Origin of the sequence: Flavobacterium sp. FlaQc-57 (genome assembly GCF_044007395.1) — a bacterium.
Classification (GTDB): Bacteria; Bacteroidota; Bacteroidia; order Flavobacteriales; family Flavobacteriaceae; genus Flavobacterium.
Window position 1 is genome coordinate 967,481 of sequence record NZ_JBIPDA010000002.1, and the last position, 19,047, is coordinate 986,527.

16 protein-coding genes are annotated in these 19,047 nt (G+C 31.9%); 6 read left to right on the forward strand and 10 right to left on the reverse strand.

Annotation, left to right across the window (positions count from 1 at the left end):
- Nucleotides 1–304 precede the first annotated feature (304 nt).
- The 9 genes from ACHRVZ_RS10155 to ACHRVZ_RS10195 all read right to left on the reverse strand — a co-directional run bounded on the left by ACHRVZ_RS10155 (nucleotide 305) and on the right by ACHRVZ_RS10195 (nucleotide 12,779).
- A complete protein-coding gene (locus ACHRVZ_RS10155) occupies nucleotides 305–1,168 on the reverse strand; it encodes an RNA polymerase sigma factor RpoD/SigA (RefSeq protein ID WP_007804760.1) in 864 nt (287 codons plus the stop codon).
- A gap of 407 nt (nucleotides 1,169–1,575) precedes the next feature.
- Complete coding sequence (locus ACHRVZ_RS10160) at nucleotides 1,576–3,312, reverse strand: hypothetical protein (protein ID WP_395422266.1); 1,737 nt, start codon at nucleotides 3,310–3,312, stop codon at nucleotides 1,576–1,578.
- Nucleotides 3,300–4,532, reverse strand: a complete 1,233-nt coding sequence (locus ACHRVZ_RS10165) for a DUF4249 domain-containing protein (protein WP_395422268.1) — start codon at nucleotides 4,530–4,532, stop codon at nucleotides 3,300–3,302. The genes ACHRVZ_RS10160 and ACHRVZ_RS10165 overlap by 13 nt, the downstream gene beginning before the upstream one ends.
- A gap of 5 nt (nucleotides 4,533–4,537) precedes the next feature.
- A complete protein-coding gene (locus ACHRVZ_RS10170; protein ID WP_395422269.1) occupies nucleotides 4,538–7,288 on the reverse strand; it encodes a carboxypeptidase-like regulatory domain-containing protein in 2,751 nt (916 codons plus the stop codon).
- A 10-nt stretch (nucleotides 7,289–7,298) separates the two neighbouring features.
- A complete protein-coding gene (locus tag ACHRVZ_RS10175) occupies nucleotides 7,299–8,012 on the reverse strand; it encodes a hypothetical protein (protein ID WP_395422270.1) in 714 nt (237 codons plus the stop codon).
- Nucleotides 8,013–8,674: 662 nt separating this feature from the next.
- A complete protein-coding gene (locus ACHRVZ_RS10180) occupies nucleotides 8,675–10,810 on the reverse strand; it encodes a polyribonucleotide nucleotidyltransferase (protein WP_395422271.1) in 2,136 nt (711 codons plus the stop codon).
- A gap of 165 nt (nucleotides 10,811–10,975) precedes the next feature.
- Nucleotides 10,976–11,242 (reverse strand): 30S ribosomal protein S15, encoded by a 267-nt coding sequence (gene rpsO / locus ACHRVZ_RS10185; protein ID WP_041516556.1) that lies wholly within the window; start codon nucleotides 11,240–11,242, stop codon nucleotides 10,976–10,978.
- An 86-nt stretch (nucleotides 11,243–11,328) separates the two neighbouring features.
- Nucleotides 11,329–12,285, reverse strand: a complete 957-nt coding sequence (locus ACHRVZ_RS10190) for an energy transducer TonB (protein WP_395422272.1) — start codon at nucleotides 12,283–12,285, stop codon at nucleotides 11,329–11,331.
- Nucleotides 12,286–12,323: 38 nt separating this feature from the next.
- On the reverse strand, nucleotides 12,324–12,779 hold the full coding sequence (locus ACHRVZ_RS10195; protein ID WP_395422274.1) for a GAF domain-containing protein: 456 nt from the start codon (nucleotides 12,777–12,779) through the stop codon (nucleotides 12,324–12,326).
- Nucleotides 12,780–12,850: 71 nt separating this feature from the next.
- Between ACHRVZ_RS10195 and xrtF the strand changes: the two genes are divergently transcribed.
- The 6 genes from xrtF to ACHRVZ_RS10225 all read left to right on the forward strand — a co-directional run bounded on the left by xrtF (nucleotide 12,851) and on the right by ACHRVZ_RS10225 (nucleotide 17,571).
- Nucleotides 12,851–13,387 carry an exosortase family protein XrtF gene (xrtF, locus tag ACHRVZ_RS10200; protein ID WP_395422275.1) on the forward strand — a complete coding sequence of 179 codons (537 nt, stop codon included), beginning with the start codon at nucleotides 12,851–12,853 and terminating at the stop codon, nucleotides 13,385–13,387.
- Entirely contained in the window at nucleotides 13,377–13,823 is a 447-nt protein-coding gene (locus ACHRVZ_RS10205) for an exosortase F system-associated membrane protein (RefSeq protein ID WP_395422276.1), read from the forward strand. The genes xrtF and ACHRVZ_RS10205 overlap by 11 nt, the downstream gene beginning before the upstream one ends.
- A gap of 44 nt (nucleotides 13,824–13,867) precedes the next feature.
- A complete protein-coding gene (locus tag ACHRVZ_RS10210; protein WP_395422277.1) occupies nucleotides 13,868–14,266 on the forward strand; it encodes an HYC_CC_PP family protein in 399 nt (132 codons plus the stop codon).
- 115 nt (nucleotides 14,267–14,381) lie between these two features.
- Complete coding sequence (locus ACHRVZ_RS10215) at nucleotides 14,382–16,388, forward strand: TonB-dependent receptor plug domain-containing protein (protein ID WP_395422278.1); 2,007 nt, start codon at nucleotides 14,382–14,384, stop codon at nucleotides 16,386–16,388.
- Between the two features lie 29 nt (nucleotides 16,389–16,417).
- Nucleotides 16,418–16,759: a heavy-metal-associated domain-containing protein gene (locus ACHRVZ_RS10220; protein ID WP_395422280.1), complete on the forward strand. Its 342-nt coding sequence runs from the start codon at nucleotides 16,418–16,420 to the stop codon at nucleotides 16,757–16,759.
- A gap of 131 nt (nucleotides 16,760–16,890) precedes the next feature.
- A complete protein-coding gene (locus ACHRVZ_RS10225) occupies nucleotides 16,891–17,571 on the forward strand; it encodes a DedA family protein (protein WP_395422281.1) in 681 nt (226 codons plus the stop codon).
- 228 nt (nucleotides 17,572–17,799) lie between these two features.
- On the opposite strand, the gene rodA is transcribed toward ACHRVZ_RS10225, so the two are convergent.
- Nucleotides 17,800–19,035 (reverse strand): rod shape-determining protein RodA, encoded by a 1,236-nt coding sequence (rodA, locus tag ACHRVZ_RS10230; protein ID WP_395422282.1) that lies wholly within the window; start codon nucleotides 19,033–19,035, stop codon nucleotides 17,800–17,802.
- Nucleotides 19,036–19,047 lie beyond the last annotated feature (12 nt).

Consider the following 19,047-nt stretch of genomic DNA (forward strand, 5'->3'; position numbering starts at 1 on the left):
TTGCAATGTATAAAAACGCAGAGTTCGCAAGGCTTTGTGTAGTTGGCATTTCTAAAAAAAAACTTATACAAAGCCTTACGAACTTTGCGTAAATCTTTGTGAACTTTGCGGTTAAATAAAACTTTGCGGTAAAAAAAACGCTAGTTCAGGCCAATAAAAAACTCCGGTAATCAGCCGGAGTTTCAATCATCAATCAAAAAACGAACAGTCAATCAAACTGTTGTTTGCGTTAAATAAGTTTCAAGTTTAAGGTTTCAAGTTGTTTTTAACGAACCTGAAACTTTAAACCTGAAACAAATATATGTTATCCTAAGTAAGTTTTAAGAATTTTACTTCTAGAAGTGTGTTTTAATCTACGGATTGCTTTTTCTTTAATCTGACGAACACGCTCACGAGTTAAGTCGAAAGTTTCTCCAATTTCTTCTAAAGTCATTGGGTGTTGATCGCCAAGACCAAAATACAAACGAACTACATCTGCCTCTCTTGGAGTTAATGTTTCTAATGAACGTTCGATTTCGGTACGTAATGATTCGTGAATTAACTCTCTGTCCGGGTTTGGAGATTCTCCAGAACGTAAAACGTCATAAAGGTTAGAATCTTCACCTTCAACAAGAGGTGCATCCATAGATAAGTGACGACCAGAGTTTTTCATAGACTCTTTTACGTCATTTACAGTCATATCAAGTTCTTTTGCAATTTCCTCAGCAGATGGTGGACGCTCGTTAGATTGCTCTAATAAAGCATACATTTTGTTGATTTTATTGATAGAACCAATTTTGTTTAATGGTAAACGAACAATACGAGATTGTTCTGCCAAAGCCTGAAGAATCGATTGACGAATCCACCATACGGCATAAGAGATGAATTTGAAACCACGAGTTTCATCAAAACGTTGAGCCGCTTTAATTAAACCTAAGTTTCCTTCATTAATTAAATCTGGAAGAGTTAATCCTTGATTTTGATATTGTTTAGCAACCGATACAACGAAACGTAGGTTGGCTTTTGTTAATTTTTCTAATGCTCTTTGATCACCGGCTTTTATTCTTTGTGCTAATTCTACCTCTTCATCAGCGGTAATTAGGTCAACTTTTCCAATTTCTTGTAGGTACTTGTCTAACGATGCAGTTTCACGATTGGTTACCTGCTTGGTGATTTTAAGTTGTCTCATGTTTTTGTCTCCTCAATTTTTAAGTGTACAAATAGTTATACGTATGAAGTTACGAAAAGGTTACAAAATAAATAATAATATTTTTTTGAAACAGTTATTTATCTTTAAAAGTGTCTTTTAAAAGATGAAGGAATACTTTTTTTCGGTAAAGCCTTCTAAACTTTTTTTCATATATTCCCTAAACATCTAAGGTGAAAAAAAAGATAGAACTGTCACTGTTGCTTAATGTTACTGCAGAATTTGAGAAAAGTTAACTTTTGAAATTATGCCCTTTAGTTATAAAGCTTATTATATTATTAAAATTTTTATGAGTGAATGTTAAGTTTAATTTGTTTACTTGCAAGAATATGCTAAAGTATTTTATAGACAATTTCTCATAAAATACTTTAGCAATAATTAAATATAACTTAATTAGAAGTTGAATTTTTTACCTCAATAAGATCTTTTATATATACAGGTGCGCCCTTTCCTGAGAAACCTTCTAAGATTATCTCAAATTTACCTGATACGTCAGATGTGTAGAATTTAATAGCTGCATTTGCATCACTTAAATCTGCGTTTGGCAACCATAAAAGTTGATGTCTATAGTCTGGAATTCTGGTGTTTTTAGTTATAGAATAATCAGGCTGGAAGTATTCTTTTTTACTTACAGGTCGCAATAATTCCGGTTTTAATAGAAAACTGCCTTTTAGTTTACTTTCATAATCGCCATTTTTTGTTGTAAAACTAACTAAGCCATTGAATGATTTTGATCCATAAAAATAAATACCATATACGACATTTGCTTTGTATAGATTTTTAGGGTTATAAGTAAAAAACTCATTTAAATCCTCTAGTATCAATCCATCAACGACCACTAAGGGAGGTAATGTTGAGATAGCGTTTTTATCTAAATCATAAATTTCTATGGAGTATTTTTTATTCTCTTTTTTGAAAAGCACACCAGTTAAAATTTCGGTAATAGTTTCTTCCATTGTTCGAAATCTGGTGTAATCATCAAATTTGAACTCTTTAGAATTGCTTCCAAAAAATGGAACATATTTATCTGATATAATTACGCTGTCTTTTTTAACATTGTAATAGGCATTTTCTACCTGACTTGAAATCAATCTTTCAGTAATGTTTTTGTTTGATTCTGGATGGAATCTAATGTTAGGGAAAGTAAGATTAGAGTAGTCTGTTTTGCTTGTTTTGTCTACTTCAATATTGTAGTTCTCTTTGCCGTCTTCCAGTACCTGAATTATGATATTTGGATTCGTCTCTGCTCTTTCTAAATTGAAGAAAAAGCGTCCTTGGTCGTCTGTTTTTGCCAGTTTTAGATCGGAGTTTTTCCCTGTCAGAGAAAGCGCTACTTTTTTATTTTTAACTTGTCCTGCATCAGATTTTAATCTTCCGCTAATGATTTCTCCTCGCAATTCCGGAAGAACCAAATTTGAATTATTTTCTATTTCTTTAGAAGTTTTATTCGCATTCGTTGTTTGATAATCTGTAAAAAGTAATTTTTTATCTGCAGAATATGAATCTACTTTTCTAACCGAAATCATATAATTTCCTTTTTGATAATCGTCAGATAAGGTTTTGATTTTGAGTTCGACCGGAACTCGGTTATCAAACACTTTATTTTTAATTTCAAAAGAAATATTACTATTTACTATTGGTTCAGAAAATGATACAGCATCTTTTGTATTATTGACTACCGGCTGTACTGTATAAGGATTTATAATATAAATATCGGAAGTAAAGTAAGCATCGCTTGTTTTATTCAACATCCATTTAGTGTATCCAATAACTTTATAAACTCCAGTTTCAAGAGTGGTTGGGATGAAAAAATCACCATTTCCTGTTCCGTTTTCCAGAAATAGTTTTTGGGTACAAACTATTTTTTTGTTATTGTCGACAATGTCAAAATAGGCAACTTTGCTATATTTTGATGGCATATTGGTTGTTTTGTCGATACAAAATATCTTATACAATAATGTTTCTCCTGTTAAATACGAATTTGTATTTGTACTGATAAAAATTGTTTCATTTAGATTTTTATCAATTTCATTCCATTCTTTATTGGAACTAGAGTTCTGAGCAAAGATGTTTTGCTGGCAGCATAATAATAAAATTACGAGCGAGAAATGTTTTAATCTATCCAAAATAAAGGTTTTATATTTGATGAAAAAGAAGTGCAATCTCCACAATATGCAGGGTATAATAGGTATGGCGGTGTTGAACTTGGATAATAGACCCTTGCGTTCGTTCTAATAAGATCCAGGATTTCATCACCTTGGCATGAGCCATTATCTGCGAAACAATAATTGTAAAAATAACTCGGGGCTACTGATGCTGGAATTTCGAGTTCATCAGGACATTCATATTGAAAGTCCGGTATTCTTTGTGTTGGGAAAATTTCTTTAAAATTAAAAAACATGCTTTTTTCAGAATAAGAACTTACATCAAAAAAGCCTATTACCTTTTCGCTAGGATTGTCAACAGACATGATATTGCCGGAAAAAAAACCGGGTTGTGTTTGTGATAAAAGACTACCGTTGCTGGAAATCTTTTTTAATGTTTCGTAATAAGTATAAGATGCAAGACTTTGAACGTACTGTTTTACCAATATTCCATATCTGTTTCGAATAAAATTATCTGTGCTGGCAATAAAGCGTACAGGGAAATTAACAACCTTATCAGAAGATAAAGTGTTAGTACTTGTTAAGAGTATGTCATTTGATTTTTGACTTTTATAACAATTTTGAGTTTCTACTGTTCTCTGTTTAAAAATTATTTCTCCCTTTGGCTTGCTTCCTGGTGGAAACATATTGGCGACAGCTTGCATTGAATACCATTTTGGAACAATAATTTTTGATGTTTCTTCGTACTCATATCTGTAATATTTTGATGTATTGGTAACGTCTGTTGTGTTTACTGTTATTTCTACTCCCAGAACACCATTTTTTGTCATGGTTGATGTTTGAACACTTTCGATAGGTGTTTGAGTAGTTAATTTTTCTGCTTTAGAAAGATATGATTTTCCATTTTTAGTAAGAACATGTAATTGATAAAGCCTGTCAGGTTGGGCCTGAAATTGTGCGGTAGAAATATAGGTTTTATCTCCTTCTTCAAAATCAAATTTATTGCCGGCATCATCCGTTATGTAAACAACGGCTTCGGTTTCAAATTTAGGACTGCTTTCTTCAAGAGTGTATGTTCTGGAAACTTTTATTTCCTGAAATTTATATTGGTTGGTAATGCTTGCTTGTATAACAATGACATCCTCAAAGCCTCTGGCCTGATAGTTATATGGAGTCGTACATCCAATCAGAGATACGAGAAAGATCGCCGTAAGAAATCTATATAGGGAGATTTTTTTCATAATCTTTAAAATTTAAAATTGTAAGTAATGGTTGGTATTGGAACTGCGAAAATTGAGGTCTTATAAGCTTTTATCTGTCCGTCTTTTGTTACAAAAAAGATAGAATACGGATTGTTTCTGCCCAATACATTATAAATTGAAATGTTCCAGAAACTATGAGCTAATTTTTTTATTTTATGATTTCCTTCAATATTTAAACCAATATCTAATCTGAAATAATCAGGTATTCTGTACTTGTTTCGATCACTATAGAGTGTAAATTCGGCACCGTTAAGATAGTATTTTCCAATAGGATAAGTTACCGGTCTTCCAGTCTGATAGATAAAATTTGAGGAGAAACTATAGCGATGTGTGAATTTGTAATTCATTACAATGCTCAAGTCGTGCGGCTTGTCAAAATTTGTTGGAAAATAGTCGCCGTTATTTACTTTCTCATCATTAAATTTACTGTCAAGTTGGATAAAAGATCTCGAATAGGTGTAACCAATCCATCCATTAAGTCGGCCTTCTGTTTTCTTCAATAAAAACTCCACTCCGTAAGCTTTTCCATTGCCTTGAAGCAATTCAGTTTCTAAGTCCTGATTTAGTAAAATTTGTGCGCCTACTTTATAATCTAAAATATTTTTAGAGGTTTTGTAATAACCTTCCAGACTTAATTCAATGTCTTTGTCTTCCAGTTTTTTGAAAACACCTAGAGAATATTGTAATCCGCTTTCTGGTTTTACATTCAAATCAGATAATTTCCAGGTATCTGTTGGAGCTTGTGTGGAATTGTTGGATAGTAAATGAATATATTGAAAGTTTTTGTCAAAACCGGCTTTTATAAAAAATGTCGGATCAATAATATAACGTAATCCAATTCTTGGTTCAAAACCTCCCGAAGTATTTATAACTTCATTGTTTGTGTAGTTTTTTTCTTCAATTACAGTAGCGGAAGTTTTTGGAACATTTTCGTCATAAATTTTTTGATTAGATGGACCTAAAGCAGCATATAGAGAATATCTGGCGCCGATGTCGAGCAATAATTTTTCGGTAATTTGAAATTTATCAGAAAAAAACACAGCAGATTCTAACCCTTTTTCGCTATCTATCTTTGTTGGAATTACTAACGAAGATGATCCACTTGGAGTCATTTCTCCTGGATTAACCTTGTATAGTTTACTTTGAAGTCCGTAAGTAAATTTATGTTTTGCGTTGAAAGCGGTATTGAATTTTGCTGAAAATTGTGTTTCATCTATTTTGTATTTAAAAATAAATGAACCAGGATTATTGGGGCTATAGTTTATATTGAATTTATATTCACTGTTTGAAAGATTAATTTCACTATTAGTTTTTTCGCTAAAATTATGTTTCCATTTTAGAGAAATAAGTCTGTTGCTATACTTATATAAAGAATCCGGAGTTATGCTATAGGCATCTTTGCTGTAGTAACCAGTACCTTCAATAGTGTTATTTTTATTTATTTTGTGATTGTATTTTGCAAACAAATCATAAAAAGAAGCCTGACTATTTTTTAGATTTTCGTCGTCCAATTGTTTTAAGATCCAATCAGAATAAGTTGCTCTTCCTCCAACTAATAAGCTGGCCTTATCTTTAACTACCGGAAGCGAAACTGTTAGATTGCTGGTTACTGGGCCAATACCACCTTCTCCGGAAATTTTTTCAGTATTTCCGTTTTTAGAATTTATATCAAAAACAGAAGATAGTCTTCCTCCAAATTCTGATGGAATTCCACCTTTGTAAATATCAACTTTGTTTATTGTATAAGGGTTCACAGATGAGAAAAAGCCAAAAAGATGCGTAGGATTGTAAAGCGTTGCATTATCTAATAAAACCAGATTTTGATCTTCTTTTCCACCACGTACACTAAATCCTGAAGATCCTTCTCCAGCCGTTTTTATTCCCGGAATTGTCAATGCTACTTTTAGAATATCTCGTTCTCCAAGTACAAGAGGAATGTTTTTCATCCCTTCAGCCTCGATTGTTGTTACACCTGTTATAGCTGTTCTGATATTTTGGCTTGTTTTTCCTTTAACAACAACTTCATCTAACTGATTTATTTTTTCGGCTACAGAAAAATCTAAAGTTCCGTTGCTGTAAATCATTATTTTTCTAGAAGTATTTCTATAGATTAACGATTCAACTTCAATGGTACTTATTCCTGTAGGAAGTTTTAAAGTATAAAAACCAGCTGCATCGGTTATTGTACTGCTTGTTGTGTTTTTTGCTTTAACAGTTACATCTGCCAACGGTTTTCCGTCTTTCATGTCTGTAATATGACCAGAAATAGTATAAAAATCGATTTTAGAATCTTCCTCTTGTTCTTCTTTACCAATTAAAGCAATTGGAGCAACAGTCGCACCGGGTTTAATCGAGTCGTATTGTTGAAAGAAGATTGGAGATTTATTGTTTTTAGAATCTGCTGCATTTTTGACAGGATATTTGCTGTAAATAATACTGTTTTTGGTCAAGATGATTCTATTTTTATCAAAGAAAAAGTTAAGATCGGTTTTGTCTAAAACTTTTGATAATACCTCGTTGATAGTTTTGTTTGAATAATCACCAGAAATTAATAGTGTATTATCAAACCATTCTTCTTGAAAGTAGAATTTATAATTTGTTGAAGATTCAATTTTTTTTAAGACTTCTATTTGATTAATGTTGCTAAATTTAATATTTATAGCAGCGTTTTGTTCTTGCGCGTACAGGAACTGATTTAAACCAAAAAACAGTAAAATAATAGTAGTAATTCTCATGTAAGGATCTCTATAAATTAAAATTGTTGATGTATTTCATTAGCTTTTTCATAAAAAATGCAGGGTCATCCTTTCTTAATTTTTTATCCATAGAGTAGAAATCATTTATTTTTCTTTTTTGATCGGGATATGATTTTATAATTTCATTTTTATCGTTTATTAAAGTAAACTTGTTATCCTTAAATAATACAAAATCATACATTTGGTTGTATTCTAGTAGGAAGAAATTATCTTTAACAATTTCTTTTTTCTCCTTGTAATATTTTATATAAAGAGCAGAGTTGTTTCCAAGTATGATTTCTTCGTAGTAGCCGCCTTTAAAATTTTTAGGAATTTGTTTTAGATTCGCAAATTTTTGATCTTCAATTTTAAAAGAAACAATTTTCTCTTTAAGAAGGTTGACCTGTAAATAAGCGGTTTCTGTAAATGGTCTCAGAACTAATTCATCAAAGTAGATGTCGTACTTTAGTTCTAGATTATAGTAATCTTGATTGTTTAAATTGACACTTCCTTTGCTGAATTTGTCAGTTTTGTAATATCGATTTTGATCTTTTTCTGTCTTGTCATAGTTGGAATGACCTATTCCATTAATAAGTTCTAAAGATTCTATTCCAAGGTTTTTGTCAAACCAATTATAGACTTGAATTTCGTTATTGTTCTGACAATAAGAGATTTGGATGGAAAATAATAATCCAAATAAAATATAGGAGTAGTTTTTTTTCAATGAATTATTGGTTTTGTTTGTTTTTGGTTATCAAAAATAGGAAAAAAACTTAAAAATGTCATAAAAATGTTATAAAAATGCAAATAAACTATTTAAATGCATGTTTAATTAACGAGAATACTCTCGAAGTCCCATTTTTGCTGGTAAAATTGTTTCTTACGAATTAAATTAATAAGTTAAAAACAAATCAATCTGAGTGTTTATTTTTTCCAAATAGTAATCTATTTAGTGAATTTTGCAATTGGAAAACAGGTTTTCTTCTTTGATGACCGGTTATTCCAAAGGTTTTGAATTGGTAAGTTTTTGCTTAAAAAATGGACACGCATTTTTACAACAATGATCATTTTTAGTAATAAAATAGTAGAATGTCTTTTGCTGAATAGTTCAGGGTCGTATTTGGATTTTGGGTAGGTATTGTTATTTGCTTTGTCGATGCTTTGAAATAGTGTAGTTTTAGGATTTATTATAAAAGCAAAGAATTACACTGTCGTTATCAATTGTTGTCTTACGACTTGTTTAATAATTAAATTGAAATGAATATTGGTATGCAGAGTTTGATGTTTGAAATAGTTTGCCGACAATAATCGAAAAACGAAAAACCCCAATTCAACTAAATGAATTGGGGTTTTCTATGAATAAACCTTTAGTAAACTAAGATCTGATTACTCTTTTTTCTCCTCACGTGGAGGTCTTGGAAGAAGTGCTTTTCTTGACACTTTTTCTTTTCTGGTTTTAGGATCAAGTCCTAAGTATTTAACCTGAAAAACATCTCCCATGTTTACTACATCAGTAACGTTTTCAGTACGTTCCCATGCTAGCTCAGATACGTGAAGTAAAACTTCATTTCCTGGTGCAGCAGTATATTCTACTACAGCTCCAAAATCAAGCATTTTAATTACTTTAACTTCATAAGCTTCGCCCATTTGAGGTTTGAAAGTAATAGATTGAATTTTAGCTAAAACAGCTTCAATTCCTGCAGGATCTGTACCTAAGATTTCGATAACACCTTGCTCATCAACTTCGTTGATTACAATAGTTGTTCCAGTAGCTTTTTGTAATTCTTGAATTACTTTTCCACCAGGTCCAATTAATGCTCCAATAAAGTTTCCAGGAATAGTTCTGGTAATGATTTTTGGTGCGTGTGCTTTTACGTCAGCTCTTGGCGCAGCAATAGTCTCAGTTAATTTTCCTAAAATGTGTAAACGTCCTTCACGTGCTTGCCCTAAAGCTTGTTCCATGATATCATAACGTAGACCATCAATTTTAATGTCCATTTGACAAGCTGTAATACCGTCAGCAGTTCCGGTTACTTTAAAGTCCATATCTCCTAAGTGATCTTCATCACCTAAAATATCAGACAATACAGCAAATTTTTCACCGTCAGTAATTAATCCCATAGCAATTCCAGAAACTGGTTTTACCATTTGAACTCCAGCATCCATCAAAGCCATTGTTCCGGCACAAACTGTTGCCATAGAAGAAGAACCGTTAGATTCTAAAACTTCAGAAACAATACGAATTGTGTAAGGACAATCAGCAGGAATCATGTTTTTTAAAGCTCTTTGAGCTAAGTTACCGTGACCAACTTCTCTTCTTGAAGTTCCTCTTAGAGGTTTAGCTTCTCCAGTTGAGAAAGGAGGGAAGTTATAGTGTAAGTAGAATTTCTCTTCACCTTGTTCAGATGGAGAATCGATTTGGTTAGCTTCTCTAGACGTTCCTAAAGTTACTGTAGCCAAAGCTTGAGTTTCTCCACGAGTAAATAAAGACGAACCGTGAACTCTTGGTAAATAATCAGTTTCGCACCAGATTGGTCTGATGTCTGTAGTTTTTCTACCGTCTAAACGAACGCCTAATTCTAATACTACATTACGAACAGCTTCTTTGTTTGTTTTGTAGAAATATTTAGAAACTAAATCTCCGTCAGCAGCTAATTCTTCTTCAGTAAATAAAGCTTTTACTTCTTCTTTTACTTCAGCAAATGCAGCAGTTCTTTCGTGTTTAGCCGAACCAACTTTTGCAATAGCATATATTTTATCGTATGCAGCAGCTTTTACTTTTTTGTAAATTTCTTCGTTTTCTTTCTCACCTTCATAAGTACGAATTTCTTTTTTACCAAAAGCAGCTTGCAAACGTAGTTGTGCCTGAATTTGAACTTTGATGGCTTCGTGAGCAAATTTAATTGCTTCAACCATTTCAGCTTCTGAAATTTCTTTCATCTCTCCTTCAACCATTGCAACAGAATCCATAGAAGCTCCTATCATCATGTCGATGTCAGATTTGTCTAAATCTTCTCTACTTGGGTTGATTACAAATTTTCCGTCAATACGTGCAACACGTACTTCAGAAATTAAATTGTAAAAAGGAATGTCTGAAACTGCTAATGCAGCAGATGCAGCTAAACCAGCTAATGCATCAGGCATAACTTCTTCGTCATGAGACATTAATTGAATCATAACTTGAGTTTCAGCATGGTAATCGTCTGGGAAAAGCGGACGTAAAACACGGTCTACTAATCTCATTGTTAATACTTCACTGTCGCTTGGGCGAGCTTCTCTCTTGAAGAAACCACCTGGAAAACGACCAGCTGCTGCAAATTTTTCGCGATAATCTACCGTTAATGGTAAAAAATCAACATTTGGGTTAGCACTACGAGCTGAAACTGCTGTCGCAAGTATCATCGTGTCGCCCATTCTTACTACTACAGAACCATCAGCTTGTTTAGCTAAGCGTCCTGTCTCGATTGTGATGCTTCTGCCATCACCTAAATCGATCTTTTCTACAAATAATTGTGGAATCATAATTTTTCCTTATTGGTTATACAATGGGTTTTAGTTGTGTTGTAGTTGTTGTGTGTGTAGTTGTTGTTAATCTAAAACCCAATGAAAAACCAAACTTTTTTTCTTATAAAATGCTTGTAATGTAAAAACAAAAAGAGGCACTCTCGCACCTCTTTTCTATATTGATTATTTTCTGATATTCAATACTTTGATAATCTCACGATATCTGTTGATCTCTTTCTTTTTCAAGTAATCAAGCAACGATCTTCTTTTACCTACTAATAGTACTAATGAACGCTCAGTATTATAATCATGACGATTTTTTTTCAAGTGCTCAGTTAAGTGACTAATTCTGTAAGTAAACAATGCGATTTGAGCTTCAGCTTTTCCAGTGTTTGTTGCTTCACCGTGTTGTGCGAAAATCTCTTCTTTTTTCTCTTTAGTTAAATACATTCCAATATTATTTAATGATTTTTATGTAGTCGTACATCTTTTGTAAGACGGTGCAAAATTAGTTCTTTTTTTTACAAAAACGAATTTTATGGGTTATTTTTTGCAATTGTAATAGGTAACGTATAATTTACCCGTATAGGTATTCCTCTTTTTATTCCTGGATTCCAGTTTTTAGCAAATGTAATTACATTAATAGCGCTTTCATCTAATCCATGACCAATTCCTTTTAGAATAGTTGGTTCGACCAATTTGCCATTCTTATCGATTATAAAAGACAGGTATATCTTTCCGGTGACTTTGTTTCTGGCTTCTTGAGGGATGTGAAAGTTTAGCCCAATAAATTTATAAAAAGAATTCATGCCTTTTTTTGGAGCTGGAGCTTGAAATACGATATCGTAAGGATGTTCTATATTAAAAGAATCTGTAGATATTCCGGAGGTTAATTTACCGTTTTTATAATTTTCAACAAAAGTATACTTCTGTTTTATACTTTTTCCTTTCCAAGTGCCATCAGGAACTCCATTTTTTACTGCGCCACCTTCTTCATAACCGTCTTCGTCTATATCTTGGTAGTCTCCATTTCCGTCGGCTACCATTCGTTCTTTTTGAAGATTCCAATAATTGTTGATCTTAAAAATTTCTTTTTTGTCTTTGCTTTCGAAATATTCAATTTCGGATTTTAAATTTCCATTATCGTACCAGTTGTATTCTTTTCCAATTTTTTTTCCATTCGAATAAAAAACAGATGATTCTTTATTTCCGCTTTCATAATAGGAAATAGTTTGTCCTTCTTTGCGTATAATGTCTTTATCTGATGTAGAACTAATCGTTTTTAAAGCCTTAGATTTGTAAAAATCTTTAAATATATAAGTCTTTTTTTCTGAGTAGTATTCTAGAATCAACCTTGTGTATTGATGTTTTTCCTCAGTAGTTTCTGCCCACATAGAATCTAAGTAAACTACTTTGCTTACTGCTACTGGAGTTTGAGAAAACAGTTTTGCTGAAATGAAGAAGAAAAAGAAAACGCGTAAAATTAGTTTCATAAAATAGATAAAAATAAAGTTACGCGAATGTATTATTTTTAGTACAATTTTGCAACCTCTTGATTTACAAATTCTAAAAATCTTTCATCTGCTTCTGTAAAAGGATCAATCACATGGCTGTCAATGTCAATTTGACCAATATTTTGTCCATTTACAAATAATGGAACTACGATTTCAGATTTTACAGTAAAACTACATGCGATATAATTGTCTTGCGCAGCGACATCTGGCACTACAAAATTAGCATTACTTTCTGCAACCTGACCACAAATACCTTTTCCAAAAGGAATAACGGTATGATCAGTTTCGGCACCAACATATGGGCCCAAATGCAAGGTCTTGTTCTCGTGATTGGCAAAATAAAAACCTACCCAGTTGTAGTATTCTATATTTTCGTTTAGTAATTGACAAATTGCTAATAATTTTTCGTCTCTAACTAATTTTGTATCAGCAACAATAGTGCTTATTTTTGGTTGTAATTCTTGAAATGTCATGATGTAGAAATTTTATACAAAAGTATTTAAAGCTAAACTCAAAAAATACATAAATTTGAAAAAAAATTCCGTTGAAAAACTACTTAACCCAATTTAAGCCATTCTTGATTTTTATTTGCACTTTTTTTGCGGCTTATATTGGACTTACCTTGCTTTATAAATTTTATCTCAACAGTTTTGGCCCCAATGATGTTGACGGAATAACAGTTACCGTTGGAAAGAATGTAGAACAATTAATGCAGATGTTTAATTGTGATATTAAGGTTCATAAAAACAGAGTTGATTCGTGGTTAGAGGTCTGGTATAATGGTAAATATTACGTCCGAATTGTTGAAGGATGTAATGCCGTTAGTGTAATTGTTTTGTTTGTCTCCTTTGTACTTGCCTTTTCTGGAAAATTTAAAACCACATTGTCTTTTATCTTATCGGGAGTGCTGTTAATTTATATATTGAATGTTGTTCGTATCGCTTTGTTAATTGTTTTATTGTTCAATTTTCCTGAGTACAAACACTTTTTGCATGGTACTTTGTTTCCTTTGATTATTTATGGATTGGTTTTTCTTTTGTGGATTTTTTGGGTAAACAAATTTTCGAAATATGCTAAATAAAATCCTTCAGCATAAATTGAAAGTGGTAATAACAATTTTAATCGTATTGTGCTTTGCTATTATCAGGAATTTTGAAAGTCAATTGTTTTACGATCCTTTTTTAAATTACTTCAAATTCGATTTTAAGAATTTGCCGTTTCCAGAAGTAGATTATGTTAAGCTTTTTTGTGGACTTTTGGTTCGATATTTATTAAACAGTTCTTTATCACTACTATTGATTTATGCTTTGTTTCAGGATAAGGATATACTCAGGTTTAGTGCATTTTTATACGGATTCTTTATAATAATCTTGTTGGTATTATTTTTTGTAATTATTGAGTTCTTTCCTCAGTGGAACTGGCTTCTTTTTTATGTTAGACGATTTATTATCCAGCCCATATTTGTAATATTATTTATTCCGGCATTTTACTATCAGCAACTAAATTTGAAAAAATAATTTTTTAGTACAGTTTTTTAAAGTCTTTTGGATAATTTTGCAATATGAAATTAAAGAAATGCACAGGATTATTTTTAGCGTTCCTATTGTTGGTTTCCAACATTGGGTTTGCTTTTGATGTGCATTATTGTGGAGGTGAAATAGCTTCGGTTTCATTAAAAACAGCAACTTCAGCCTCTCCTGAGAAAAAGTGCTGTGGTTCATCTGAAAAAAAATCATCTTGTTGTAAAGACAAAGTAGTTCATTTTGAGAAAAAATCTGATAATGCGACTTTTAAGATTTTCTTTTTTCAATTAGCTTTTCCTCTAGTAATTGAGGAATATCAACCAATTGCTTTTTTGTCGATTCCAAATTTTAAAAGCAATCAGATCATTTCGTATTATTCTGATGCGAATGCTCCGCCTTTATTTAAACTATATCACCAATATATTTTTTATTCCTGATTTTAATGTTTAGAATCAAACTATAACATAGTTTGTGTAATGCTTTGTTGGGTACTTTTTATTTTAGAAGTTTCCAAAAAAAAGTAAATCTAATTCAACATTAAAATAATTTTTTATGCAAAAAAATATAATGCTTTTTGTTATGTTTTTACTTTCTGTTTCAGCGTTTTCACAAGAAGATCTGAAGGAAGTGAAAATTACAAAGAAGCAAAAGGGAATTAAAAAATCCTATACACTTACCGGTAATACAACTGTTATTACTAGCAAAGAACTGCTTAAGGCAGCTTGTTGCAATCTGGCTGAAAGTTTCGAGACAAATCCTTCAATCGACGTGAATTTTTCTGATGCTTTAACAGGAACGAAACAAATTAAAATGCTCGGGCTAACAAGTCCGTATTTGTTAATTGCCGAAGAGAATATTCCTTCAGTTCGAGGAGCTTCACAAGCTTATGGATTGTCATTTACTCCCGGGACATGGATAGAAAGTGTTCAAATCACAAAAGGAGCAGGGAGTGTTATCAATGGTTACGAGAGTATTTCAGGACAGATAAATACAGAGCTTTTAAAACCTTTAAGTGACATTCCGTTTTTTTTAAATGTGTATGGTTCTACTGATGCTCGTTTTGAAGTGAATACTCATTTTAATAAAAAACTTTCTGATAAATGGGCAACGAGTTTGTTTGTACACGGAAATGCCCGTGTGGCAAAAAACGATATGAATGATGACGGATTTTTAGATAATCCGTTAGGAAAACAAATCAATGTATTGAATCGATATCAATATTATAATCCAGAAAGTGGCCTGGTGAGTTTTATCAATTTCAGATATATGAATGATAAAAAACAAACAGGAGAAGTTGATTTTGATAAAGATACAGATCGCGGAACCAAAAATCATTGGGGATCAGAGATAAATACAGAACGTTTTGATGTTTCGACAAAGATTGGTTATGTATTTAAAGATATGCCGTATCAAAGTATTGGTTTTCAAAATGCTTTTAACAGTCATAATCAAAACTCTTATTTTGGTTTAAATATTTATGACATTAGACAGAATAGTTTTTATTCCAACTTAATGTTCAATTCTATTATTAATAACACAAAACATAAATTCACTACTGGTCTGAATTTTACATACGATCAATATCAGGAATTTGTGAATGTAAACGATTATAGTAGAATTGATAATTCCGTTGGTGCATTTTTTGAGTACACTTACGACAATACAGGTAACTTTAGTTTGATCTTAGGTGGACGAGTTGATAATCATAATAGATTAGGCTTTTTTGTAACGCCTCGTCTACATATGAGATACAATCCATGGAAAAATGGAGTTATTCGGTTTTCTGCCGGAAGAGGAAAACGTTCGGCTAATATTTTTGCAGAAAATCAACAGCTTTTTGCGAGTTCCAGAACTTTTTCGATTCTGGACAATAGTGGAAAAATTTATGGTTTGAATCCTGAAATTGCTTGGAATTATGGCGTGAGTTTTTCTCAAAAATTCCATCTTCTTAACAAAAATGCAGAAATTGGGTTTGATTTCTATCGCACCGATTTTAAAAATCAAGCAGTTGTCGATTTGATGCAAAGTCCTCAAGAGGTGTTATTCTATGATTTAAAAGGAAGTTCATTTGCAAATAGTTTTCAGGCCGAGTTTAATTATGAGTTGATTCATAATCTAAATTTAAGAACAGCTTATAAGTATTACGATATTCAGACAGATTATTTAAGAGGAACATTTCAGCGTCCTCTGCAGGCAAAACACCGTTTTTTAGGGAATTTAGAATATGAAACAGCTTTAAATGACGATAAACAATGGAAATTCGATTATACCTTTAACTGGTCTGGAAAACAGCAATTGCCTTATACTGCATCAAACCCTGCTGCAGATCAGTTTCCTGATTTTTCGCCTTCTTATGCTGTTATGAATATTCAGGTAACAAGAGTTTTTTCTTCTGTTTTAGAAGTGTATGTGGGAGGAGAAAATATTGGGAATTACAAACAAGAAAAAGCGATTTTGGGAGCTGCAGATCCATTTGGCCCTAACTTTGATGCTTCTGTTGCATATGCTCCAATTTTTGGGCAAATGTATTACGCAGGATTACGATTTAAAATAAAATAATAAATTTATAAACTTTAATATTAAACAAAATGAACAAAATAGTTTTAATTGCTCTAGTGACTTTTTTAGGATTTTCAGCACAAGCTCAAACTAAAAAAAATAAAAATTTAAAATATACCACTGAAGTAAATGGCAATTGTGAGCAATGTAAAAAGCGTATTGAAAAAGCTGCTTTTGGTGTTCCGGGTGTTAAAACTGCAAGTTGGGATATTAGCTCTCATCAGTTGACTGTAATTTTAAATGAAGAAAAAGCTTCAACTACAGATTTAAATAATGCGATTGCAAAAGTAGGGCATGATACAAAAGAGGCAAAAGCTACGCAAACAGATTATGATAATTTACATTCTTGTTGCAAGTACGTAAGAGAATAAAAAAAATATAAGAACCCAAGTCTAAACTTGGGTTCTTAATAGTTAATTTATCTTTAAAATATGGCATTTTATTGTGGTTGAAACAAATTATTGTTAATTTCACCAACTTATAAATATAACCAAACGCATTTATGAATAATTTTGATTGGACTCAATTAATTAACCCTGAATTTTATATTACACTAAGTATTGGCGGTTTTCAAATTGGTTTATTTATTGTTTTGTTTATCGTTTTTGCAGAAACAGGTCTTTTTGCAGGCTTTTTTCTACCGGGCGATAGCTTGCTTTTTTTAGCAGGTATCTATAGTCGTGATTTAATGTTGAACGTTGTTGATATTCCTTCTGATTTTTTAAACGTATTTATACTTTCTACTCTGGTTGCAATAATGGGAGTTTTAGGTAATATGACCGGATATTGGTTTGGGCACAAAAGCGGATATTATTTATTTAAGAAAGAAGATTCTTTTTGGTTTAAGAAAAAGTACTTGTTGCAATCTAAAGATTTCTTTGAAAAGTATGGTGGGAAAGCTATAATTTACGCACGTTTTCTTCCAATATTCAGAACCTTTGCGCCAATTATTGCAGGTATAGTTTCTATGGATAAAAAGAAATTCATGTTCTATAATGTTTTAAGTTCATTTTTATGGTCTTTTATATTAATCTTCGCAGGGCATTATTTATATGGAGTGTTCTTGAAGCAAGGAATAGATTTAAAGCATCATATTGAATATATCATTATTATAATTGTTATCATATCTACATTCCCGGTTTTGGTAAAACTATTGAAAAAGAGACCAAGCGAAAAAATATAATTAATATAGTATATAATACAAAAAAGTCCGAAGTTTTAAACTTCGGACTTTTTTTATATATGAATGTGTATGATTTGTTTTAATTACCGTTAAAGGCTATTTATCGAGTAATGTTGTTGGATCTATTGAGACGCTTAGAAAGACCTTATTTTAGTTTATTAAGATCTCTACATGATAATCTTTGTTTGGGAATTAGATTTTCTTATTGGATAAATTTACCTCGAAAAACTACCACTCATTTACTTTGTTGGCATCCATTTTTAAGAAAATAAACAACAAAATAGTGAATCCCCAAAGTCCGGAACCTCCATATGAAAAGAATGGTAACGGAACTCCAATTGTTGGGAAAATACCAATAACCATGGCAATGTTTACGAAGAAGTGAGTAAATAAAATACCCGCAACACAATAACCGTAAACTCTACTGAATTTTGTTTTTTGTCTTTCGGCCAGATAAATAACTCTTAGAAAAAGTCCGGCAAAAAGAGCAATTACCACTAATGATCCAACAAAACCCCATTCTTCACCAACAGTTGTAAAAATGTAATCTGTATGTTGTTCTGGTACGAATCCGCCTTTCGTTTGAGTTCCTTCTAAGAAACCTTTTCCTATCCATCCTCCAGATCCAATTGCGATTTCTGATTGGTTTGTATTGTATCCAATACCTTTCATGTCTACACTCTTTCCTAACAAAATATTGAAACGGTCACGGTGGTGTTGCTTGAAAATGTGATCAAACACATAATCGACTGATAAGACAAAAGCTGAAATAATAGCTAGTAATATTGCACTTAGTATTATGTTTCGATCAACGACTCTTCCTTTAAAATGTAAAATGATTAAAACTCCGAGCGCTATTAAAATAACGGCATAGGGTTCTAAAACAAGTGTTAGGACAAAAAGTAAAATAGTAATAAAACCAGTCCAAACATACCAAGAAGGAAGTCCTTCGCGATATAAAACAACTATAAAAATACTGTAAATTAAGGCGCTTCCCGGATCGGGTTGAGGTAAAATCAATAATACAGGTAAAAACACAATTGCTAATGCTTGTACTTGTCTATTTACATCTTTTAGATTGATTTGTGTATCACTTAGATATTTTGCTAATGCCAATGATGTAGCAGCTTTTGCAAACTCAGAAGGTTGTAAAGTAAAACTTCCTATCGCATACCAACATCTTTGACCTGCTATAGTTTTTCCAAAAACAAATAAACCCAAAAGCGATAATAGTGAGACTCCAAAAATAATACTTGCGTATTTTTCGTAAAACTTTCCGTCAACAAAAAGTACGACAAAAATCAATGGAATTGTACAGCCAATAAAAATTAGTTGTTTTTGATAAGTCCCTTCAGTTGATAGTAGTGATGAGGAATAGATATTTAGCCACCCTAATACCACTAACGAAATGTAGATAAAAACGCTTATCCAGTCAATGTTATTTTGTACACTTTGATTTTTCATTTGAAATAATCT